Source organism: Leclercia sp. LSNIH3 (assembly GCF_002935105.1).
Classification (GTDB): Bacteria; Pseudomonadota; Gammaproteobacteria; order Enterobacterales; family Enterobacteriaceae; genus Enterobacter; species Enterobacter adecarboxylatus.
On record NZ_CP026387.1, the window covers coordinates 3942049 to 3964866 of the forward strand.

Consider the following 22818-nt stretch of genomic DNA (forward strand, 5'->3'; position numbering starts at 1 on the left):
CCTTAGTCTTTTTTGGCGGTGGTATGGAGCATGTAGTTAACGTCCACGCCTGGCGCCAGTTTGAACTTGTCGGTCAGAGGATTGTAGTGCAGACCGGTCATGTGCTGCTCTTTCAGGGAGGTGCCATCGACCCAGCTCAGTAACTCTGCCGGTTTGATGAATTTTTTCACATCGTGGGTGCCTTTAGGCACCATCCGCAGCACGTATTCTGCGCCGACCACGGCCATCAGCCACGCCTTGCCGTTGCGGTTGATGGTGGAGAAGAACACCTGGCCGCCCGGTTTTACCAGCGCCGCACAGGCTTTTACCACCGATTGCGGGTCGGGAACGTGCTCCAGCATCTCCATGCAGGTGACGACGTCATACTGTTGGGCAAACTTCGCGGCGTGTTCCTCAACCGTTTCCTGCACGTACTCCACCTGAATACCGCTTTCCAGCGCATGCAGTCGCGCCACCTGTAGCGGCTCGAAGCCCATATCCAGCCCGGTCACGGTAGCGCCTTCGCGCGCCATACTCTCTGCCAGGATACCGCCGCCGCAGCCTACATCGAGCACCTTTTTACCGAACAGGCCGCCGGAGCGTTCCGCGATATAGCCCAGACGCAGGGGGTTAATGCGGTGCAGGGGTTTAAACTCACCTTCAAGATCCCACCAGCGCGAGGCGACGGCTTCGAATTTGGCGATCTCTTCATGGTCAACGTTGGGAGCCACCGGGGATTTTTCCGCATTCATGGACGCTTTTACTCCGTAATTTAAAGACGAGGAAGTATATCAGGATAACAAAGCAAATTAGTTTAAACCTAAGCGGGTGTGTTATAATTTCCGACCTTTGAATCCGGGATACAGTAGAGGGATAGCGGTTAGATGAGCGACCTTGCGAGAGAAATTACACCGGTTAACATCGAGGAAGAGCTGAAGAGCTCCTATCTGGATTATGCGATGTCGGTCATTGTTGGCCGTGCGCTGCCGGATGTCCGCGATGGACTTAAGCCGGTACACCGTCGCGTACTATACGCCATGAACGTATTGGGCAATGACTGGAATAAAGCCTACAAAAAATCTGCCCGTGTCGTTGGTGACGTAATCGGTAAATATCACCCGCATGGTGATACCGCCGTGTACGACACCATCGTCCGTATGGCGCAGCCATTCTCCTTGCGTTACATGCTGGTAGATGGTCAGGGTAACTTTGGTTCGGTCGATGGTGACTCCGCGGCGGCGATGCGTTATACGGAAATCCGTATGTCGAAAATCGCCCACGAGCTGATGGCCGACCTGGAAAAAGAGACCGTTGATTTCGTCGATAACTACGACGGCACCGAGCGCATTCCCGATGTGATGCCAACCAAGATCCCTAACCTGCTGGTAAACGGTGCGTCCGGTATCGCAGTAGGTATGGCGACTAACATTCCGCCGCACAACATCACGGAAGTGATCAACGGTTGCCTGGCCTATATCGACGATGAAGACATCAGCATTGAAGGGCTGATGGAACACATCCCCGGCCCGGACTTCCCGACCGCCGCCATCATTAATGGCCGTCGCGGCATTGAAGAAGCGTACCGTACCGGTCGCGGCAAGATCTATATTCGTGCCCGCGCAGAAGTCGAAGCCGACGCCAAAACCGGCCGTGAGACCATCATCGTCCACGAAATACCGTATCAGGTGAACAAAGCGCGCCTGATCGAGAAGATTGCCGAGCTGGTTAAAGAGAAACGCATTGAAGGTATCAGCGCGCTGCGTGATGAGTCTGACAAAGACGGCATGCGTATCGTGATTGAAATCAAACGTGACGCGGTAGGGGAAGTGGTACTGAACAACCTCTACTCCCTGACTCAGCTTCAGGTCTCCTTCGGGATCAACATGGTTGCGCTGCACCATGGTCAGCCGAAGATCATGAACCTGAAAGACATTCTGAGCGCGTTCGTGCGTCACCGCCGTGAAGTGGTGACTCGCCGTACCATTTTCGAACTGCGTAAAGCCCGCGATCGTGCGCACATCCTTGAAGCGCTGGCCGTTGCGCTGGCGAACATCGATCCGATCATCGAGCTGATTCGCCGTGCGCCAACCCCTGCGGAAGCGAAAGCGGCGTTAGTGGCTCAGCCTTGGGCGCTGGGTAATGTCTCAGCAATGCTGGAACGTGCGGGCGATGACGCTGCGCGTCCAGAGTGGCTGGAACCCGAGTTCGGCGTGCGTGATGGCCAGTACTATCTGACCGAGCAGCAGGCTCAGGCGATTCTGGATCTGCGTCTGCAGAAACTGACCGGCCTTGAGCACGAAAAATTGCTCGACGAGTACAAAGAGCTGCTGGAACAGATTGCCGAGCTGCTGCATATCCTCGGCAGCGCCGATCGTCTGATGGAAGTGATCCGCGAAGAGCTGGCGCTGGTTCGCGATCAGTTCGGCGATGAGCGTCGCACTGAAATCACGGCCAATACCGCTGATATCAACATCGAAGACCTGATCAACCAGGAAGACGTTGTTGTGACCCTGTCTCACCAGGGCTACGTGAAGTACCAGCCGTTAACCGACTACGAAGCACAGCGTCGTGGCGGTAAGGGCAAGTCAGCGGCACGTATTAAAGAAGAAGACTTTATCGACCGCCTGCTGGTGGCAAACACCCACGACACCATCCTCTGCTTCTCAAGCCGTGGCCGTCTGTACTGGATGAAGGTCTATCAGCTGCCGGAAGCGAGCCGTGGCGCACGTGGACGTCCAATCGTCAACCTGCTGCCGCTGGAGCAGAACGAGCGTATCACCGCCATTCTGCCGGTTCGCGAGTACGCAGAAGGCGTGAACGTCTTTATGGCAACCGCCAGCGGTACGGTGAAGAAGACCGCCCTGACCGAGTTCAGCCGTCCACGTTCTGCCGGTATTATCGCCGTCAACCTGAACGAAGGCGACGAACTGATTGGTGTGGATCTGACCTCCGGTTCCGACGAAGTGATGCTGTTCTCTGCCGCCGGTAAAGTGGTGCGCTTCAAAGAGAGCGCAGTGCGCGCCATGGGTCGTACTGCGACCGGTGTTCGCGGCATCAAACTGGCGGGCGAAGACAGCGTTGTCTCCCTGATTGTTCCGCGTGGCGAAGGCGCAATCCTGACCGTCACGCAGAACGGCTACGGTAAACGTACCGCCCAGGACGAGTATCCAACCAAGTCCCGCGGCACCCAGGGCGTTATCTCGATCAAAGTGACCGAGCGTAACGGCTCAGTGGTTGGCGCGGTTCAGGTTGATGATACCGACCAGATCATGATGATCACCGATGCCGGTACGCTGGTGCGTACTCGCGTGTCCGAGATCAGCGTGGTAGGCCGTAATACCCAGGGCGTGATCCTCATCCGTACCGCGGAAGATGAGAACGTGGTGGGTCTGCAGCGCGTCGCTGAGCCAGTGGATGACGAAGAGCTCGACTCCATCGACGGCAGCGTAGCAGAAGGTGACGATGAGATCGCACCGGAAGCGGATACTGACGACGATGCAGCGGATGACGCTGAAGAGTAATGTCTCCTGACGATAAAGGGCCGGTCTCCGGCCCTTTTCTTTTGCCGGTACACGCAATTGCAGACAACCGAACATTGCGACTATGCGCGTTTACCGCTACCTTAAAGCCCATTCCTTTTGACCCTGATGGCGGAGCCTCGCCCCCTTGAAATACCTCGTCTCCTTTCGAACCACGCTGAAAGTTTCTCGCTATCTGTTCCGGGCGCTGGCGCTCCTGATTTGGGTGTTGATCGCCCTGTTTTCGGTGTTTTACATCGTCAATGCGCTGCACCAGAAGGAGTCGGAGATCCGCCAGGAGTTCAACCTTAGCTACGAACAGTCCCAGCGCTACATTCAGCGCACCGCAGACGTCATGAAGGAACTCAAGTACATCGCGGAGAACCGGCTGACGGCAGAAAACGGCGTACTGGCCACCCGCGGACGCGACAGTAAAACCGAGGTGCCCAACTTTGAGCCGCTGTTCCCCGATTCTGACTGTTCTGTTATGGGGCCGGCATGGCGGGGTTCGCTGGCGTCACTGGCCTGGTTTATGCGCTACTGGCGCGATAACTTCTCGGCAGCGTACGATCTGAACCGGGTCTTTCTGATTGGCAGCGAAAATCTCTGTATGGCCAATTTTGGCCTGCGTGACGTGCCGGTCGATCGCGAAAACGCCCTGAAAAGCCTACGCGAACGGATCACCAAATACCGCAACGCACCGCAGGATGAGCGCGGCAACAACCTGTTCTGGATTGGCCAGGGGCCGCGTCCAGGGGTAGGGTACTTCTATGCCATGACGCCGGTCTATCTGGCGAACCGCCTGCAGGCGATGCTCGGTACTGAACAGACTATCCGCATGGAGAACTTTTTCACTCCCGGCAATCTGCCGATGGGCGTAACCATTCTCGATGAAAATGGCCACAGCCTTATCTCGCTGGCGGGGCCAGAAACACGTCTCAAGGTTGACCCTCGCTGGATGCAGGAGCGTTCATGGTTTGGCTATACCTCCGGTTTCCGCGATCTGGTGCTGAAAAAGAGCCTGCCGCCATCGTCCCTGAGCATCGTCTATTCCGTTCCGGTGGATCTGGTCCTGGAACGTATCCGCATGCTGATCCTCAACTCGGTGCTACTCAACGTGCTGGTGGGGATTGCGCTGTTTACCCTGGCGCGGATGTACGAGCGCAAAATATTTATCCCGGCGGAGATCGATGCTCAGCGCCTCGAGGAGCATGAGCAGTTCAACCGCAAGATTGTCGCCTCTGCGCCGGTGGGGATCTGTATTCTGCGCACCCTGGATGGGACTAACATCCTCAGTAACGAGCTGGCGCATAACTATCTCAATATGCTGACCCACGAGGATCGGCAGCGGCTGACGCAGATTATCTGCGGACAGCAGGTCAACTTTGTCGACGTGCTCACCAGCAACAACACCAATTTGCAGATTAGCTTTGTGCACTCGCGCTATCGCAACGAGAACGTCGCCATCTGCGTGCTGGTGGATGTCTCCGCACGCGTCAAAATGGAAGAGTCGTTGCAGGACATGGCCCAGTCGGCTGAACAGGCCAGCCAGTCCAAATCGATGTTCCTTGCGACGGTCAGCCACGAGTTGCGCACCCCGCTGTACGGTATTATTGGTAACCTCGATCTGCTGCAGACCAAAGAGCTGCCCCGGGGCGTAGACCGTCTGGTGACGGCGATGAATAACTCCTCCAGCCTGCTATTGAAAATCATCAGCGATATTCTCGACTTCTCCAAAATTGAGTCCGAGCAGCTGAAAATTGAGCCGCGCGAATTCTCACCGCGCGAGGTGATGAACCATATCAGCGCCAACTACCTGCCGCTGGTGGTACGTAAGCAGTTGGGACTGTACTGCTTTATTGAGCCGGACGTGCCGGTATCGCTGCAGGGCGATCCGATGCGCCTGCAGCAGGTGATCTCCAACCTGCTCAGCAACGCCATTAAATTTACCGACATGGGCTGCATTGTGATGCATGTCTCCAGGGCAGGGGACTATCTGAGCATTCGCGTGCGCGACACCGGGGTCGGTATTCCGGCCAAAGAGGTGGTCAAACTCTTCGATCCGTTCTTCCAGGTGGGGACCGGGGTTCAGCGCAATTTCCAGGGCACCGGTCTGGGGCTGGCGATCTGTGAAAAACTGATCAGCATGATGGATGGCGATATCTCGGTGGATACCGAACCCGGTATGGGTAGCCAGTTCACCATTCGCATTCCGCTGTATGCCGCGCAGTCTCCGGCCAACGTGCTGGTAGAGGGATTAAGTGATAAACGCTGTTGGTTAGCGGTCAATAATGCCTCGCTGTATGCCTATCTGGAATCCCTGCTGACGACACACGGTATTCGCGTGGCACGCTACACAGGCCAAACGCCGGACGCAGAAGACATGCTCATCACCGACGATGAACTGACGCAGCCGTGGCAGGGTAAAGCGGCAGTGATCTTCTGCCGTCGCCATATTGGCATTGCCCAGGAGCGTGCCCACGGTGAATGGGTAAACAGCGTGGCCTCGCCGCACGAACTGATTACGCTGCTGGCGCGGATCTACCGTGTGGAGATGGAGACAGCCGACGGCACGACGGCGCTACCGTCACCGGAATCGGTGCAGTCGATGAATGAAGACATGATGATCCTGGTGGTGGATGACCATCCGATTAACCGCCGCCTGCTGGCTGACCAGCTTGGCTCGCTGGGCTATCAGTGCAAGACCGCGAACGATGGTGTGGATGCGCTGAATGTGCTGAGTAAAAACCATATCGACATCGTCCTGAGCGACGTGAACATGCCGAACATGGATGGCTATCGCCTGACCCAACGCATTCGCCAGCTGGGGCTGACGCTGCCGGTGGTGGGCGTCACCGCTAACGCCCTGGCGGAAGAGAAACAGCGCTGTCTGGAGTCGGGGATGGACAGCTGTCTTTCCAAGCCGGTAACGCTGGACGTGCTGAAACAGACGCTGTCGGTGTACGCGGAGCGGGTGAGGAAAACGCGAGTATAAAAAAAGCCCACTTGTGGTAATGCCAGGCAGTTAAGCCCGGCGGATTGTTCCGTTCACCTCATGTTCAGCAGAACATGGCATTACATAACCCGTGAACGTGACAAGGGGGGCCGCCGGGCCCCCCTTGTCAATCCACGCGGCCCCGCAATGAAACCGGTGCTTCGCACTGCGCTCATCTCCCGACCGGCTGCCTGCGGTCGGCTCAACTCGACATCCTGTCTCGATTCGCCTCTGGCCGCCATCCCTGGCGTCCAGCCCTTGTCATCCAGTCTCCGTTTCGCCGGTTTCAGCGGGGAATCAACACCCGTGCCACATTCAGGCGACTGAGAAGCGTGAGGGTGGGGGAATCCGGCTGAAACCGCCGAAGCGTTGACCGCAGGACGAGAGGGCATAGCCTGCCGGGAGCAGGGATAGCCAGGGAGTGGGAGGCGGCGAGCCCCCTGGCACGTTCACCGCAGCGGAGGGGGCATAAAGCAGAGGTGCTTTAGTGAACGTAACCCCTCCACTTCAGTCATTTAGGACTACCGAATCGTTTAACTGACTGGCATTACCCACTTGTGGGCTTTTTTATTGCCCACTTATGCTTCGCTTACGCGGGCCTGCCGGGTGCTCTTTCTTCCTGGAAATAGAGGGCTGGGGTGGGGTGAACATCCCGCAACTACCTGAAAGCGGGGCATAAAAAAAGGCAACTTACGTTGCCTTTTTACGTTGACCTGCCGGTTACTCTTTATCTGCCGGACTCAGAGTCACGGAGGAGAGATAGTTCAACAGGGCGATATCGTTTTCCACGCCCAGTTTCATCATTGCAGATTTCTTCTGGCTACTGATGGTCTTGATGCTGCGGTTCAGTTTCTTGGCAATTTCGGTAACCAGGAAACCTTCTGCGAACAGACGCAACACTTCGCTCTCTTTCGGTGACAGACGTTTGTCGCCGTAACCGCCAGCGCTGATTTTTTCCAGCAGGCGGGAGACGCTTTCCGGGGTAAATTTCTTCCCTTTCTGCAGCGCGGCCAGCGCTTTTGGCAGATCGGTAGGTGCGCCCTGTTTCAGGACAATCCCTTCGATATCGAGATCCAGCACGGCGCTTAAAATGGCCGGGTTGTTGTTCATGGTCAGCACGATGATCGAAATGCTTGGGAAGTGACGCTTGATGTATTTGATCAGCGTGATCCCGTCACCGTATTTATCTCCAGGCATGGAAAGGTCGGTGATGAGCACGTGCGCATCAAGTTTCGGGAGGTTATTAATCAGTGCTGTGGAATCTTCAAATTCGCCGACTACATTCACCCACTCGATCTGTTCAAGTGATTTGCGAATACCGAACAGTACAATCGGATGGTCATCGGCAATAATTACGTTCATATTGTTCATGTATAAGGCTACCTTGCTACAGCAAGCTTTTGACATAGTCGTCAATGTCGCTGATGTATTTTTCTATGCTGGCGGCATCTTTCTCGCGAATAAGATGTTCCAGCGTTTCACATAATTGCTTGCCTGGAACCAGATTAAGCATGGCAAACACCCCTTTGAGCCGGTGTGCTGTCTGAGCCAGCGCCGCAAAGTCGTTCGCGGCGGATTCAGTATACAACCTCTTAACATCATCTGGTACTGTGTCTACGAAGAGAGAATAATAGCCGCTAGCCTGCAATTCGGCATTTTCATTGCCGCCCAGTGGGGATTCCGGGATCGTTTCTTGCGCCAGTTGCTCCTCTATAAGTTGTAGTACAGCTTCCTGCATGGCATTGCTCATATTAAAGTTGACGCGCACCTGGCCGGGGCCAATTTTTCGCACGCCTGGCTCATCATCGCTTAAAAGCAAGCCCGAGGCAGTAAGATTAGACGGATTATCTGTTAAAAAGAGATCATATTCTTGACTTGCCAGTCTTTCATCCGGGGAAATACAGGTCGCTCCCCAGTTTTCCAGCTGACGCACCACGATATTGCGGATCTCATTGGAGGTGACGTCTACCATGATCACCACCTCATCCAGCAGACGTTCATCCTCTTCCGCATCCTGCGGTGTAGCAGGCATCTTCACGTGCAGTGAATAACGGGTGCCCAACGATTCACGGGCTTTGATATTCAGATGACCACCGAGCTTACGCGCCAGCTGATCGCAGAGCCAGAAGGTGAGGGCGTTAGCTTTGCCGTAGTTGTCACCCTGGGTATCGTTCAGGAACGGGAAGTGCAGATTATCGATTTCGCTGGCAGTGACCCCTTCGCCGGTATCGAGGATACGGAAAGTGAGGCGGTCCTCGGCCGATTCATCGCTGCTCACTTCAAGGGTGATTTTGCCGATCTGGGTGGTCGTGACGGCGTACTGGATCAGCATCAGCAGAATGCGACGCAGCGCGTCACGGTCGCCGTGGCGTTCATCGTTGGCCCGCAGCGGGTTGTTGATCAGTAGCTGCAGCCCTTTACGCTTGATCACCGGCAGCACTTCCGGGACCACTTCATCGATTAGGTCCTGAATCGAGAACAGGGTTGCGTTGCTCTTCCAGCTGTCATTTTCCAGCATATTGGCGAGCTGGATCTCATCCACCAACCGAACCAGCGTATCGGCATGGCTCGACAGTTGCAGGCTTTCCGGGCTGGTTAACTGGGCCGCTTCGCTGGCCAGTGCCTTCAGCGGCAGTTTGAAGGCATCGCCGATATTTTGCATAAATGCCGCCCGGCCCTGCTGGTTCTTCTCGTACAGCCTCTGTGCCTGCTTGAGCTTTTTATTGACCAGCACCTCGCGATCCTGATCGCGAATGATAAAGATCTGCGTGCGTGACGCCACCTGGCTGCGGAACTGGCGGATTTCGTACAGCTCATTATTGACGGTCGCCTGAATCACGCCCTGATGCTGATCGGCCATGCTGGTAATGTTTTGCAGATTCAGGTGCGGCAGCAGGTGATCGGCAATTTTATTGCTGATTATCGTGCGGTTGGCCTCCTGGTCATGTACCAGCAGCCCGAGCGGCAGCACCGAGACAATCTCTTCATTCAGGGCGCGCAGAACGCGCAGCTCATTGCTGGTGCCAGCGGCGACGGGAACATCGCTCTGGCGACCCGGCTGCGAGCGGAAGGTGCTGTAACCAAACAGCGCCAGGGCCAGCAGACCGATATTAAGCAGCAGCGGCAACAGAATATTTTGCAGGGTATCCAGCAGCAGCGTACCGAAAGGCACCTGCCAGACCAGACGCATGCCGGTGGTGTTCAGCGAGGAGGCAATCTCGATTTTCGAGCCATTAAAGGAGATAGAGACGCTATCCGGGCTTTCTTTGTCCGTCGGCGCGCGCAAGTTTTGCGCTGCGGTGTCCTGCTCCAGACGGAAGCTTTCGAGCGGCATATCCGGGGGGATCAGATCGTTAATCGGCAGATCGAAGGCCACCACCGTCGCCAGATGGCCCGGCTGATTAAAGGTGGTGCGCAGGGTAAAGTAGTGGCCATTTTGCCAGGCCAGCCGGCGCAGGGAAGAGAAGCTTTCGCGCTCGTCCAGGGCATTGGCCTGCTGCAGCATCTCTGCGCGCCGGGAGTCGACTACCGTGCCGACCGAGGACTCTTTAAAACCGGAAGAGAGATCTTTCAACGGCAGGGTGGAGATCAGGATCATGCTGTTGTCCTGACCGTTGAGGTAGTACATCGACCAGGGAATCGTCTCCGCGCCCCACAGCGTATCGAGATAGGTCGACATGCGTTGGGTCATCTCCAGCGTGGCGCTGTCGTGGGAGCCAAAGATCAGGGCTTCGGTTTTGCGCCGCGCTTTCTCCAAATAGTAGACATCCTGCTTCAGGCGCGTCTCCTGCAATCCATCTGCGGATGAGGTGGTTGGCGTGGCTGCGATGTTGTCGTAAATCTGCCAGGTTGCGTAACGCCAGGTGTCGATGCGTTTATGCAGCGCGTGGGTGATATCGACAATCTGATAACTTCTGTCTTTTAACCAGGTATTCACCGCGCTCTGCACCATTACGCCCATGGTCACTAACAGCACAACGATCAATAGAAGAAAGAAACGGGTAATGCTGCCCGGAAGCAGGGAGAATTTGTTCGCGGCTGTGGTATCAGACTGACTCATGGATGTGTTTAACCTGTTATGGCTGCGCTTCAGGCGAGTAGGGCAGTATAAAGCGTAATAATCGAATTTCCAGCCTCACGCCACCTTAGAGGCTGACTTTTTCGCTTCGCTGTGCGAGGAAGGCGGGGTGAGTTAAATCTGTACGGTCAGACTGATATTGTACAAATAAGGGACAATACGGGAAAAAAATCGCACGAATTAACAAGAAATTAAATTACCCGTCCATTTTTTGCGTCTAAAAATAGCGCGCAATGATTTAATTAATAGTCGTTATAGTTTCGGGTGGGTAGCACAAATAATTCAGATTTGCGTAAAGAAAGGTAAAAAAAAACCGAATGCAGTGCATTCGGTTCAATTCTGGATAAACAGACATTCAAATTTGAATGACGGTAATAAATAAAGTTAATGATGATAGCGAGAGATATTTTAGTAGCGAGGCGTCATTTTGTTTTGTCAATCAGTGCTATAATTTATTTTTTCTTAACTCGTTGATTTGTATGCTTAATTTTAACTTTTTGATTTTTGGTGCTTTATTTTTTGGCTTTATGTGCGCCCAAAAAGTTCCCTTGTTTTTACAAATTGAAACATCTATACGGCAATATGAAACATCTTAAAAGTTTTCGTATCATATTCTTATTGGATTATTCTGTATTTTTGAGGAGAATGAGATTGCCGACTGGTTAAGAGGGTTAATCAGTAAGCAGTGGTAATAAAAGACATATAACAGAGGGTTAAAATAATGAAAGTTAAAGTACTGTCCCTCCTGGTGCCAGCACTGCTGGTAGCAGGCGCAGCGAATGCGGCTGAAATTTATAACAAAGACGGCAACAAATTAGATCTCTACGGCAAAGTAGATGGTCTGCACTATTTCTCTGATGACGACGGCGCTGATGGCGATCAGACCTACATGCGTCTCGGCTTCAAAGGCGAAACTCAGGTTAACGACCAGATCACTGGCTACGGTCAGTGGGAATACCAGATTCAGGGCAACACCACCGAGAGCGACAACCAGTCCTGGACACGTGTGGCCTTCGCTGGTCTGAAGTTCGCTGAAGCAGGTTCTTTCGACTACGGTCGTAACTACGGCGTCATCTACGACGTCACCTCCTGGACCGACGTACTGCCAGAATTTGGCGGCGACACCTACGGTTCCGATAACTTCCTGCAATCCCGTGGTAACGGCGTTGCAACCTACCGTAACCAGGACTTCTTCGGTCTGGTTGATGGCCTGAACTTTGCTCTGCAGTACCAGGGTAAAAACGGCAGCGTCAGCGGTGAAAACGACACCGGTCGTAGCCTGCTGAAACAGAACGGCGACGGCTTCGGCGGCTCCCTGACCTATGACCTGGGCGAAGGCTTCAGCGTAGGCGCGGCAGCAGCATCCTCCAAACGTACCGCAGATCAGAACGGCCCGCGCGTTTACGGCCGTGGCGACCATGCTGAAGTGTACAGCGGTGGCCTGAAATACGACGCGAACAACCTGTATCTGGCAGCGCAGTACACCCAGACTTACAACGCGACCCGTTTCGGTGACTCTCAGTCCGGCGGCACTAACGCTGTTTATGGCTTCGCTAACAAAGCACAGAACTTCGAAGTGGTAGCACAGTACCAGTTCGACTTCGGTCTGCGTCCATCCGTGGCTTACCTGCAGTCCAAAGGTAAGGACATCGAAGGTAATGGCGACCAGGATCTGCTGAAATATGTTGATGTTGGCGCGACTTACTACTTCAACAAAAACATGTCCACCTATGTTGATTACAAAATCAACCTGCTGGATGAAAATGCCTTCACCGACCGTGCCGGCATCAGCACTGATGACATCGTAGCGCTGGGTCTGGTTTACCAGTTCTAAGTCTTACGTACTATTGCAAAAGGGGCCAAATGGCCCCTTTTTTTGGCCTGACTATCAGGCCCTTACAAAGCGTGTTTTTTAGTGTACTCTTGCCGGTCTCAGGCTTGAGGATAATAACGAATGGAAATTACTTTTCTGCGCGCCGGTTTTCTGGCGACGCTCTTAATGCTGTCTGCATGTGATGATCCCACTCCTCCGGCTAAGGCCGACACCGCCGCTGCGACGGTGCTGGAAGGGAAAACCATGGGCACCTTCTGGCGCGTTAGCGTCATTGATCTCTCTGCTGACCGGGCTGAAGAGCTGCGCGGGAAGATCCAGTCCCAGCTGGATGGCGACGACCAGCTGATGTCCACCTATAAAAACGACTCTGCCCTGATGCGCTTTAACCAGTCCCAAAGCACTTCTCCCTGGCCGGTGAGCGAAGCGATGGCGGATATTGTCACCGAGTCGCTGCGGGTGGGGTACAAAACCAACGGTGCGATGGATATCACCGTCGGCCCGCTGGTGAATCTGTGGGGCTTTGGCCCGAACAAGCAGCCGGTGAAAACCCCTGACCAGGCGCAGATTGACGATGCCCGGGCGCAAACGGGCCTGCAACATCTGACGGTCATTAATCAGGCCGGCAAGCAATACCTCGAAAAAGACATCCCCGATCTCTATGTCGATCTCTCGACGGTAGGGGAGGGGTATGCCGCCGATCACCTGGCCCGGCTGATGGCCGAGGAGGGGATCCCGCGCTATCTGGTGTCGGTGGGTGGCGCGCTGGTCAGCCGCGGCATGAATGCCAGCGATAAGCCCTGGCGCGTGGCGATCCAGAAACCCACCGATCAGCAAAATGCGGTCCAGGCCATTGTCGATATCAACGGCCACGGCATCAGCACCTCCGGGAGCTACCGCAACTATTATGAGCTGGACGGTAAACGTATTTCCCATGTGATCGATCCCCAGACCGGCCGCCCGATTACGCATAATCTGGTGTCGGTGACGGTGATTGCCCCCACGGCGCTGGAAGCCGATGCCTGGGATACCGGCCTGATGGTGCTGGGCACAGAAAAAGCCAAAGAGATTGTGCGTGAACAAGGGCTGGCGGTTTATATGATCACCCGCGAAGGGGAAGGGTTCAAAACCTGGATGTCCCCGCAGTTCGCCAGCTTCCTCGTCAACGGCGCGAATTAAAAAGCAAGGTTGCGGGTTTTTGTCGGGTGGCGTTCAGGCAGGCTAGGCGTATGCTTAGATAAGGAGCCGATCATGAAAAAGCCGAACCTGATGAATGACGATCAACGCTGGCTGGCGGTGCTGGCCCGCGATGGCAATGCCGATGGTCAGTTTGTGTTTGCCGTACAGACTACCGGCATCTTCTGCCGTCCCTCCTGCCGCGCGCGCCACGCCCTGCGTGAAAACGTTCGCTTTTACGCCAATGCCGGTCAGGCAGCGCAGGCGGGATTTCGTCCCTGCAAACGCTGCCGCCCGGATCAACAGGATCCGCAGGCGCAGCGGGTCGCCACCATCGAAAAAGCCTGCCGGTTACTGGAGCAGGAGCAGCCTCTGACCCTTGGGACGCTGGCGCAAGAGGTGGGGATGAGTCCGTATCACCTTCACCGACTTTTCAAAGCGTTTACCGGCATGACGCCGAAAGCCTGGCAGCAGGCGGCCCGGGCGAAACGGCTGCGTCACGCGCTGGCGCAGGGCGATAAAATTACCGATTCGGTGCTGGCTGCGGGGTTCCCGGACAGCAGCAGCTATTATCGCAAGGCAGATGCCACCCTTGGAATGACCGCGAAGCAGTACCGCAACGGCGGGGACGATACCACCGTACGCTATGCCCTGAGTCACTGCACGCTGGGGCGGTGTCTGGTGGCTGAGAGCGTGCGGGGTGTCTGCGCCATTTTACCCGGGGATGATGACAGCGCCCTGATCGCCGAACTTGAAACACTCTTTCCCCACGCCCGGCGAGAACAGGCCGATGCCGCCTTCGCCGCGCGCGTTGCCCAGGTGATCGCCAGCGTGGATAACCACGATGTCGCTCTCGCCCTGCCGCTGGATATTCGCGGCACCGCCTTCCAGCGTCAGGTCTGGCAGGCGTTGCGCGCCATTCCCGTGGGCGAAACCGCAAGCTATCAGCAGGTGGCCAACGCCATTGGCCATCCCGGCGCGGTGCGGGCAGTGGCCCGGGCCTGCGCCGCTAATACGCTGGCGATTGTCATCCCCTGCCACCGGGTGATTCGTCGCGACGGCGGGCTGTCGGGCTACCGCTGGGGCACGGTCCGCAAGGCGGCGCTGCTGCGTCGCGAAGCCAACAAAGAGGAGGTGTGATGCTGGATCTTTTTGCTGATGCTGAACCCTGGCAGGAGCCGCTGGCGCCCGGGGCAGTGATCCTGCGCCGTTTTGCCCAGGCGCGGGCCAGCGCCTTAATGCAGGGGATCGAACAGGTCGCCAGCGCGTCGCCGTTTCGGCAGATGGTGACCCCCGGGGGATACACGATGTCGGTGGCGATGACCAACTGCGGCGGACTGGGCTGGACCACTAACACGCGCGGCTACCTCTATTCACCCGTCGATCCGCTGACCGACGCGCATTGGCCGCCGATGCCGGACGTTTTTGCCGCTCTGTGCCATGATGCGGCCTGCGCGGCCGGTTATCCTGACTTTCAGCCGGACGCCTGTCTTATCAACCGCTACGCCGTCGGGGCTAAACTCTCTCTGCATCAGGATAAGGACGAGGCAGACCTGCGGGCGCCGATTGTTTCGGTATCGCTCGGCCTGCCCGCGGTCTTCCAGTTCGGCGGATTACGTCGCAACGATCCGCTTCAACGCCTGCTGCTGGAGCACGGTGATGTGGTGGTGTGGGGTGGGCCTTCCCGCCTGTTTTATCATGGCATTCAGCCGCTTAAGCCGGGGGTGCATCCCCTCACGGGCGACTGTCGCTACAACCTCACCTTCCGGCAAGCGGCGAATAACGAATAAAAATAAGAATTATTCTTGATGTAAGTGGCGGGCAGTTTACACTGCTGGCTGATTTTTCTTGTCTGGATTGCTCTGTATGGAACTCCTGTTACTGGTCTGGCGTCAATACCGCTGGCCGTTTATCGCGGTGATGGCATTGAGCCTGCTCAGCGCCGCGTTGGGTATTGGGCTTATCGCCTTCATTAACCTGCGTTTAATTGAAACGGTGGACACCACCCTGATGGTGCTGCCGGAATTTCTCGGGCTGCTGGTGCTGCTGATGGCCGTCACTCTGGGTTCGCAGCTGGCGCTCACCACTCTCGGCCACCACTTTGTTTACCGCCTGCGCAGCGAGTTTATCAAGCGTATTCTGGATACCCAGGTTGAACGTGTCGAGCAACTAGGCAGCGCCTCACTGCTGGCCGGGTTGACCAGCGATGTGCGTTCAATCACCATCGCTTTTGTGCGTCTGCCGGAGCTGGTGCAGGGGATTATCCTGACCTTCGGCTCGGCGGCCTATCTGGCCTGGCTCTCCACCAAAATGCTGGCAATCACCGCTCTGTGGATTGTGATCACCATCTGGGGCGGCTACATGCTGGTGTCGCGGGTCTATAAGCACATGGCGGTGTTGCGTGAAACCGAAGATAAGCTCTATAACGACTATCAGACGGTGCTGGAAGGGCGCAAAGAGCTGACCCTCAATCGCGAGCGCGCCGAGCATATCTTTAATAATCTCTATATCCCGGATGCCCGCGAATATCGCCACCACATTGTGCGCGCCGATACCTTCCACCTCAGCGCGGTTAACTGGTCAAATATCATGATGCTGGGCGCGATTGGCCTGGTCTTCTGGATGGCTAACAGCCTCGGCTGGGCAGATACCAATGTCGCTGCCACCTACTCGCTGACGCTGCTGTTCCTGCGCACCCCGCTGCTCTCAGCCGTCGGCGCGCTGCCGACCCTGCTCAGCGCTCAGGTGGCCTTTAACAAGCTGCGCAAGTTCTCTCTCGCGCCCTATAAAGCCGAATTCCCACGTCCGCAGGCCTTCCCGGACTGGCAGACTCTGGAGCTGCGAAACGTTACCTTCCAGTATCAGGACAATGCCTTTTCCGTCGGGCCGGTGAACTTAACCCTCAACCGCGGCGAGCTGCTGTTCCTGATTGGCGGCAACGGCAGCGGTAAATCGACGCTGGCGATGCTGCTGACCGGCCTGTATCAGCCGCAGTCGGGGGAGATCCTGCTGGACGGTAAACCGCTCAGCGCCGAAAAACCGGAAGATTACCGCAAGCTGTTTTCCGCCGTGTTCACCGACGTGTGGTTGTTCGATCAACTGCTTGGCCCGGAAGGCAAACAGGCCGATCCGGCGCTGGTGGAGAAGTGGCTGGCGCACCTGCAAATGTCGCACAAGCTGGAGTTGCAGGATGGCAAGATCCTCAACCTCAAGCTGTCGAAAGGGCAGAAGAAGCGCGTGGCATTGCTGCTGGCGCTGGCGGAAGAGCGCGACATCATTCTGCTGGATGAGTGGGCTGCCGATCAGGACCCGCATTTCCGCCGCGAGTTTTACCAGGTACTGCTGCCGCTGATGCAGCAGATGGGCAAAACTATCTTCGCGATCAGCCATGACGATCACTACTTTATTCATGCCGACCGCCTGCTGGAGATGCGCAGCGGCCAGCTGAGTGAGTTGACTGGCGCCGAGCGCGATGCCGCCTCGCGTGATGCGGTGGCCCGTACCGCCTGAGTGTCAATGTGCCGGGTGGTGGCTTCACCTCACCCGGCCTGCGTTTTATCAGCCCGGGCAGGCGCAACGCCGCCGGGCCATTCCCCCTCATGACTGCTGCTTTTTTATTCTTTCCTCTCATCCGTTTATTAAAAATTACAAAAGCCCGCGCTATGCTTAATGCCAACTCATTTAATGGATTTATGATTAATGTCTGCATTAAGCAAAAACAGCGCACGGCTGCGCGATGAAGAGCGTGCGCGCCTGATCTGGCTGATGACCACCGACAAAGCGCTCACGTCCACTCTGCTGGGTAAACTGACCCTGGCTGAGCAATATGACGTCGGCACATTAGCCGACGATATTGCTGAGGTAGGGGCGTTGGTAGCGCATTTACCGCCACCGGATCTGGCTGACACCCTCGAAGCATTACCTTCGGAAGAGCGCCATGCCTTGTGGCGGCTGGTGCAGGATCACGAGCGCGGGCAGGTCCTGGTAGAAGCCTCGGAGAACGTCTGGGAAGATCTTATCGATGAGATGAGCGACCATGCGATCCTTGATGCCCTGCGCACCCTGGATATCGACGATCAGATTTACCTCGTTCAGCATCTGCCGCGTAACCTGACCGGACGCCTGCTGGTGTCGCTGCCACCGCAGGAACGCGCCCGCGTGCACCAGGTCCTGCACTATGAGCAGGACCGCGTCGGGGCGATCATGGAGTTCAGCGTCATCACGGTGCGCCCGGATGTGACCCTGGGCACGGTACAGCGCTACCTGCGTCGGCTCGGCAAAATGCCGAAAAACACCGATAAACTTTTTGTCACTTCCCGGGATAAAACCCTGCTCGGCGAGCTGGCGCTACAGACCATTCTGCTTAACAGCGCCCAGAGCAAAGTCAGCGAGGTGATGGACACCCAGCCGATGCTCTTCTCCCCGGAAGATGACGCCGAGAAAGCGGCCCGTACCTTTGAGCGCGACAACCTGCTCAGCGCCGCGGTAGTAGACGCGGTGGGTAAGCTGATGGGGCGACTGACCATCGATGAGATCGTGGATGTGGTCTATAAAGAGACCGATAACGATATGCGTGCCCTCGGGGGCCTTAGCGCGGAAGAGGATGTTTATGCCCCGGTAAGCAAGGCGGTGAAAACCCGCTGGGCCTGGCTGGCGATCAACCTCTGCACCGCCTTTATCGCCTCGCGGGTGATCGACGGGTTTGAACATACCATTTCGCAGCTGGTGGCGTTGGCCTCGTTGATGCCTATTGTGGCAGGCATTGGCGGCAATACCGGTAACCAGAGTATCACCATGATTGTGCGCGCCCTGGCGCTACAGCACATTCAGCCCGGCAACTTTACCTTCCTGATCCTGCGTGAGCTTGGCGTGGCGCTGATTAACGGTCTGGTGTGGGGCGGCATTATGGGGGGCGTCACCTGGTGGCTGTACGACGATATGGCGCTGGGTGGGGTAATGACCCTGGCAATGGTGCTGAACCTGCTGGTGGCGGCGTTGATGGGGGTCATCATTCCAATGGTGATGACCCGCCTCGGGCGCGACCCCGCAGTGGGGTCGAGCGTAATGATCACCGCCATTACCGATACCGGCGGGTTCTTTATTTTTCTTGGGCTGGCGACGCTGTTTCTGCTGTAGCAGCGCTGTGGCGGCGCAGACGGGCAGGGAGGATCGCCATGAGGATAATCCCGCCCAGCACGCCAATGGCCAGATTGCCGGTTGAGACGGTGGCCGCGACGGTCACCAGCATCACCAGGGTTTCCGCAACGGGGGCACCTTTCACCGTGGCAGGGCGAATGCTCTGCCAGTTAAAGGTTTTGATGGCGACAATGGCCATGATCCCCGCCAGCACCGCCATCGGAATTTTTGCCATCACTTCGCTCAGGGCGGTGACCAACAGCAGCAACACCAGCCCGGCCGCCAGGGTGGAGACGCGGCTGCGACCTTTACCCATTTCGACGTTAACGATGGTCTGACCGATCATCGCGCACCCGGCGATCCCGCCAAAGAAGCCCGCCAGGATATTGGCTACGCCCAGCCCTACGCTCTCGCGTCGCTTGCTGGACGGCGTGGCCGTCAGTTCATCCACCAGTTTTGCCGTCAGCAGCGACTCCATCAGGCCGACGAAGGCAATGCTCAGCGCGCAGGGCCAGATAATGCTCAGGGTTTGCAGGTTGAGGGGCACCAGCATCTGAGTGATACCCGGCAGGCCGCCGCCGATAGATCCTTCGTCGCCCACGGTTGGCAGCAGCTGGCCGCTGGTGACGGTGTAAAGCGTCAGGACCACAATGGCGATCAGCGGGGAAGGGATACTTTTAATGTAGCGGGGTGCCCACAGCACAATCAGCAGCGTCAGAACAAAGAGACCGACAATCAACGGACTTCTGCTCCAGAAATGGGGCACCTGGGCAAAGAAGATTAAAATCCCCAGCGCGTTCACAAACCCGGTCATCACCGACTGGGGAATAAAGCGCATCAGGCGCGCCATTCCCAGCGCGCCGAACAGGATCTGGATCAGGCCCGCCAGCAGTACCGCCGGCAGAATATACTGCGCGCCATGCTGATGCACCATCGCCCCAATCACCAGCGCCACCGAGCCTGCGGCAGCGGTCACCATCGCCGGACGTCCACCTATCACCGACAGCGACAGACAGAGCACCACCGAGGCGAACAGGCTCACTTTCGGATCGACACCCGCCACTACCGAGAAGGAGATCACCTCGGGGATTAATGCCAGCGCGGTGATCACACCGGCCAGGGTTTCGCGCATTAACAGCGACGGGGAACGCAGGACCGATAAGGTCCGGGGAGAGGCATGGGTATGAGACATAGTTTTTCGCAAGTTAGTGGCGGTTGGCTGGATCTGTGCGGTCGATCACAAAGGGCTGCATAGTAGCGGGAAAATGCGCATCTTTCCAGCGCAGCAGCGCCTTGACCCTACAAACATAGCGACATTGATTATCATAATTACAATAATTATTTAACCTTTAAACAATATTTAAATGTTGCTACCGTGGCGCCGCACTCGACTTCATCTGCATAAATAGCGAACAATACGCTTATTACGAAGGCATTAATTATGAAAAAAATGACTGCCCTGTTGCTGGCTGCGGCGGCAAGCTTTAGCGCTGCTCCGATGGCGGCGAAGGCTCAGGCATCGCAGGACCAGGAAACGGACGTTCTGTTAATTGGCGGCGGGATCATGAGCGCCACGCTGGGAACCTATCTGCAGGAGCTTCAGCCGGACTGGTCAATGACCATGGTTGAACGTCTGGACGGCGTAGCCCAGGAAAGCTCCAACGGCTGGAATAACGCCGGTACGGGCCACTCGGCTTTAATGGAGCTGAACTACACCCCGCAGAAAAAAGACGGCTCTATCAGCATTGAGAAAGCCGTGGAGATCAACGAAGCGTTCCAGATCTCCCGTCAGTTCTGGTCTCACCAGGTTAACAGCGGCGTAATGCATGATCCGCACAGCTTTATTAACACTGTGCCGCACATGAGTTTTGTCTGGGGTAACGATAACGTTAACTTCCTGCGCGGCCGTTATGCTGCCCTGCAGCAAAGCACGCTGTTCCGTGGGATGAAATACTCCGAAGATCACGCTCAGATCAAGGAGTGGGCGCCACTGGTGATGGAAGGGCGCGACCCGAACCAGAAAGTGGCCGCGACCCGTACCGAAATCGGTACCGACGTTAACTACGGTGAAATTACCCGTCAGCTGGTGGGTTCTCTGCAGAAAAAAGAGAACTTCACTCTGTCGCTGAACAGCGAAGTGCGTGGCTTTAAGCGTAACGCAGACAACACCTGGAGCGTGACCGTTGCCGATCTCAAGCACAATGAAGAAGAGCACGTCATCAAGGCGAAGTTCGTCTTTATTGGTGCCGGCGGCGCGGCGCTGAAGCTGCTGCAGGAGACCGGTATCCCGGAAGCGGAAAACTACGCGGGCTTCCCGGTTGGGGGTCAGTTCCTGGTGTCTGAAAACCCGGACGTGGTGAACCGTCATCTGGCGAAGGTATATGGTCAGGCTTCCGTGGGCGCACCGCCGATGTCAGTGCCGCATATCGACACCCGTATTCTCGACGGTAAGCGCGTGGTGCTGTTCGGGCCGTTTGCGACCTTCTCGACCAAGTTCCTGAAGAACGGTTCGCTGTGGGATCTGCTGAGTTCTACCACCACCTCGAACGTGGGGCCAATGGTTGATGTCGGTCTGGATAACTTCGATCTGGTGAAATACCTGATTAGCCAGGTGATGCTCTCCGATGACGATCGCTTTGAAGCGCTGAAAGAGTACTACCCGGACGCGAAGCAAGCGGACTGGCGTCTGTGGCAGGCGGGTCAGCGCGTGCAGATCATCAAGCGTGACGAGGAGAAAGGCGGCGTGCTGCGTCTGGGCACCGAAGTGGTTAGCGATAAAGAAGGCACCGTAGCCGCGCTGCTGGGTGCATCTCCGGGCGCATCCACTGCCGCGCCGATCATGCTGCATCTGATGGAAAAAGTGTTCAAAGACAAAGTCGCCAGCCCGGAGTGGCAGGCGAAGCTGAAAACGATCATTCCATCTTACGGTACGGCGCTGAACGGCAACATCGATGCTACCGAGCAGGAGCTGGAGTACACCAGCCGCGTTCTGCAGCTGAAGTATGAAAAGCCGCAGGCCCCGGATGCGGCGCCTCAGGCTCAGCCGCAGGCGACCTCTAAGCCGGAAAGCAAACCGGTCGCGGATATCGCGCTCTGATGTAAAAAAAGCCGGGTTAATATAACCCGGCTTTTTTATTAACGCGCGACGGCGTTTTCGATCTTCTCATCTGCCTGCCAGACGCGGTATTTCACCTCGATGTTGTCCGGCGTATAGATCACAATCGGCAGCTTGCTGTTGTAGCGCAGCAGACTGTGCTCACCCAGATTCGCAGTCACAAATTTAGCGGTTTTCTTCCCTTCCGGGCAGGCCATCATCGTGGAGACCGGCGAGGTGACCTTATCAAAGACGTAATAGTCGTAGCCCCAGCCTTCCAGCGTCTTGCTGGTTAACTGGCCGCCCAGACGATGCAGGTTGCAGTCCACGTCCAGCGTCTGGCCGATCAGCAGTTCTACTTTGTAATTCGCTTCATCTTTCTGGGCGGGCAGGTCGATAACCTGGCGCTTCATCCCGTGCTCCGCCTGCGGATACGGGGCCGTTTTCTCAAGGGGTTGAGCGGCAGGGGCGGCATAGGCACTGGCGCAGGCCAACGCCAGAAGGGCGACGATGCTTTTAGGTGCGTTTTTCACAGTCATTCCTTTTTATGTCAAACGGTTCCTGCTTACACTATCATAAGTGGTGTTTTTTGCCTTTATTTTATTTTTATCTGGTTTATATCACTAACAATTTGCCTTTGTTGTGGTTTTAAATTCTGGATTGGTGCGACAGGCACGATCGTGGTAGGGTGAGCGGCAATCATTGTTATTCATCTGTGAAGGAAGAGACGCATGGTACGCCAAAAACTTAACACCCCAGCGGGGAAAAAATTTCTGCTGGCACTGCTGACGGTGTTTCTCATCGCGGTAATGGGGGTAGGCCGTGTAACGATCATCGGTGTGGTTGAGCAGTACAACATTCCGCTGACGTCGTGGACCACCAGCATGTACGTTCTGCAATCGGCAATGGTGTTAGTTTACAGCACGGTCTTTACCGTTCTGCTGGCCATCCCGCTGGGGATCTTTTTCCTCGGTGGTAGCGATAAGCACTAAGCTTTCGCGCTTCGCTTTT

Annotated in this window: 14 protein-coding genes and 1 pseudogene; 10 read left to right on the forward strand and 5 right to left on the reverse strand. The window is 56.2% G+C overall.

Going from position 1 to position 22818, the window contains the following annotated elements; translation table 11 throughout:
* Positions 1-2: 2 nt before the first annotated feature.
* On the reverse strand, positions 3-731 hold the full coding sequence (gene ubiG, locus C3F35_RS19130) for a bifunctional 2-polyprenyl-6-hydroxyphenol methylase/3-demethylubiquinol 3-O-methyltransferase UbiG (protein ID WP_103792196.1): 729 nt from the start codon (positions 729-731) through the stop codon (positions 3-5).
* Positions 732-863: 132 nt separating this feature from the next.
* Between ubiG and gyrA the strand changes: the two genes are divergently transcribed.
* Together gyrA and rcsC are read left to right on the forward strand one after the other, a co-directional pair.
* A complete protein-coding gene (gene gyrA / locus C3F35_RS19135; RefSeq protein WP_059307489.1) occupies positions 864-3500 on the forward strand; it encodes a DNA topoisomerase (ATP-hydrolyzing) subunit A in 2637 nt (878 codons plus the stop codon).
* Between the two features lie 145 nt (positions 3501-3645).
* The gene (rcsC, locus tag C3F35_RS19140) at positions 3646-6492 is read left to right on the forward strand and encodes a two-component system sensor histidine kinase RcsC (RefSeq protein WP_103792195.1); all 2847 of its coding nucleotides are present in this window, start codon (positions 3646-3648) and stop codon (positions 6490-6492) included.
* A 720-nt stretch (positions 6493-7212) separates the two neighbouring features.
* Here the strand turns inward: rcsC and rcsB are convergent.
* A complete protein-coding gene (gene rcsB, locus C3F35_RS19145; RefSeq protein WP_032612710.1) occupies positions 7213-7863 on the reverse strand; it encodes a response regulator transcription factor RcsB in 651 nt (216 codons plus the stop codon).
* A gap of 16 nt (positions 7864-7879) precedes the next feature.
* Positions 7880-10552: a phosphotransferase RcsD gene (gene rcsD / locus C3F35_RS19150; RefSeq protein WP_103792194.1), complete on the reverse strand. Its 2673-nt coding sequence runs from the start codon at positions 10550-10552 to the stop codon at positions 7880-7882.
* Between the two features lie 739 nt (positions 10553-11291).
* Here rcsD and C3F35_RS19155 point away from each other — a divergent pair.
* The 6 genes from C3F35_RS19155 (at position 11292) to mgtE (ending at position 18713) form a co-directional block, all read left to right on the forward strand.
* The gene (locus tag C3F35_RS19155; protein ID WP_032612705.1) at positions 11292-12404 is read left to right on the forward strand and encodes a porin OmpC; all 1113 of its coding nucleotides are present in this window, start codon (positions 11292-11294) and stop codon (positions 12402-12404) included.
* A 120-nt stretch (positions 12405-12524) separates the two neighbouring features.
* Positions 12525-13580 carry an FAD:protein FMN transferase ApbE gene (gene apbE, locus C3F35_RS19160; RefSeq protein ID WP_032612703.1) on the forward strand — a complete coding sequence of 352 codons (1056 nt, stop codon included), beginning with the start codon at positions 12525-12527 and terminating at the stop codon, positions 13578-13580.
* 72 nt (positions 13581-13652) lie between these two features.
* Entirely contained in the window at positions 13653-14717 is a 1065-nt protein-coding gene (gene ada, locus C3F35_RS19165) for a bifunctional DNA-binding transcriptional regulator/O6-methylguanine-DNA methyltransferase Ada (RefSeq protein WP_103792193.1), read from the forward strand.
* On the forward strand, positions 14717-15367 hold the full coding sequence (gene alkB / locus C3F35_RS19170; protein WP_032612699.1) for a DNA oxidative demethylase AlkB: 651 nt from the start codon (positions 14717-14719) through the stop codon (positions 15365-15367). The genes ada and alkB overlap by 1 nt, the downstream gene beginning before the upstream one ends.
* A 76-nt stretch (positions 15368-15443) precedes the next feature.
* Entirely contained in the window at positions 15444-17087 is a 1644-nt protein-coding gene (locus C3F35_RS19175) for a multidrug ABC transporter permease/ATP-binding protein (protein ID WP_032612697.1), read from the forward strand.
* Positions 17088-17276: 189 nt separating this feature from the next.
* Positions 17277-18713 carry a magnesium transporter gene (mgtE, locus tag C3F35_RS19180; RefSeq protein ID WP_103792192.1) on the forward strand — a complete coding sequence of 479 codons (1437 nt, stop codon included), beginning with the start codon at positions 17277-17279 and terminating at the stop codon, positions 18711-18713.
* Here the strand turns inward: mgtE and C3F35_RS19185 are convergent.
* Positions 18676-20022, reverse strand: a pseudogene (locus C3F35_RS19185) (SulP family inorganic anion transporter). The gene mgtE and the pseudogene C3F35_RS19185 sit on opposite strands and share 38 nt — an antisense overlap.
* Before the next feature lie 132 nt (positions 20023-20154).
* On the opposite strand from C3F35_RS19185, the gene mqo reads away from it, so the two are divergent.
* On the forward strand, positions 20155-21810 hold the full coding sequence (gene mqo / locus C3F35_RS19190; RefSeq protein ID WP_103792190.1) for a malate dehydrogenase (quinone): 1656 nt from the start codon (positions 20155-20157) through the stop codon (positions 21808-21810).
* Between the two features lie 38 nt (positions 21811-21848).
* On the opposite strand, the gene eco is transcribed toward mqo, so the two are convergent.
* The gene (gene eco / locus C3F35_RS19195; RefSeq protein ID WP_059307496.1) at positions 21849-22346 is read right to left on the reverse strand and encodes a serine protease inhibitor ecotin; all 498 of its coding nucleotides are present in this window, start codon (positions 22344-22346) and stop codon (positions 21849-21851) included.
* 192 nt (positions 22347-22538) lie between these two features.
* Here eco and C3F35_RS19200 point away from each other — a divergent pair, with 192 nt between their 5' ends.
* Complete coding sequence (locus C3F35_RS19200; protein ID WP_032612688.1) at positions 22539-22799, forward strand: DUF2534 family protein; 261 nt, start codon at positions 22539-22541, stop codon at positions 22797-22799.
* Positions 22800-22818 lie beyond the last annotated feature (19 nt).

Bases quoted from the DNA above. Each gene is read 5' to 3' on its own strand.
- C3F35_RS19155 (WP_032612705.1), top strand. From the start codon at position 11,292: ATGAAAGTTAAAGTACTGTCCCTCCTGGTGCCAGCACTGCTGGTAGCA.
- mqo (WP_103792190.1), top strand. From the start codon at position 20,155: ATGAAAAAAATGACTGCCCTGTTGCTGGCTGCGGCGGCAAGCTTTAGC.
- C3F35_RS19175 (WP_032612697.1), top strand. From the start codon at position 15,444: ATGGAACTCCTGTTACTGGTCTGGCGTCAATACCGCTGGCCGTTTATC.
- rcsB (WP_032612710.1), bottom strand. From the start codon at position 7,863: ATGAACAATATGAACGTAATTATTGCCGATGACCATCCGATTGTACTG.
- ada (WP_103792193.1), top strand. From the start codon at position 13,653: ATGAAAAAGCCGAACCTGATGAATGACGATCAACGCTGGCTGGCGGTG.
- gyrA (WP_059307489.1), top strand. From the start codon at position 864: ATGAGCGACCTTGCGAGAGAAATTACACCGGTTAACATCGAGGAAGAG.
- ubiG (WP_103792196.1), bottom strand. From the start codon at position 731: ATGAATGCGGAAAAATCCCCGGTGGCTCCCAACGTTGACCATGAAGAG.
- apbE (WP_032612703.1), top strand. From the start codon at position 12,525: ATGGAAATTACTTTTCTGCGCGCCGGTTTTCTGGCGACGCTCTTAATG.
- eco (WP_059307496.1), bottom strand. From the start codon at position 22,346: ATGACTGTGAAAAACGCACCTAAAAGCATCGTCGCCCTTCTGGCGTTG.
- alkB (WP_032612699.1), top strand. From the start codon at position 14,717: ATGCTGGATCTTTTTGCTGATGCTGAACCCTGGCAGGAGCCGCTGGCG.
- mgtE (WP_103792192.1), top strand. From the start codon at position 17,277: ATGTCTGCATTAAGCAAAAACAGCGCACGGCTGCGCGATGAAGAGCGT.
- C3F35_RS19200 (WP_032612688.1), top strand. From the start codon at position 22,539: ATGGTACGCCAAAAACTTAACACCCCAGCGGGGAAAAAATTTCTGCTG.
- rcsD (WP_103792194.1), bottom strand. From the start codon at position 10,552: ATGAGTCAGTCTGATACCACAGCCGCGAACAAATTCTCCCTGCTTCCG.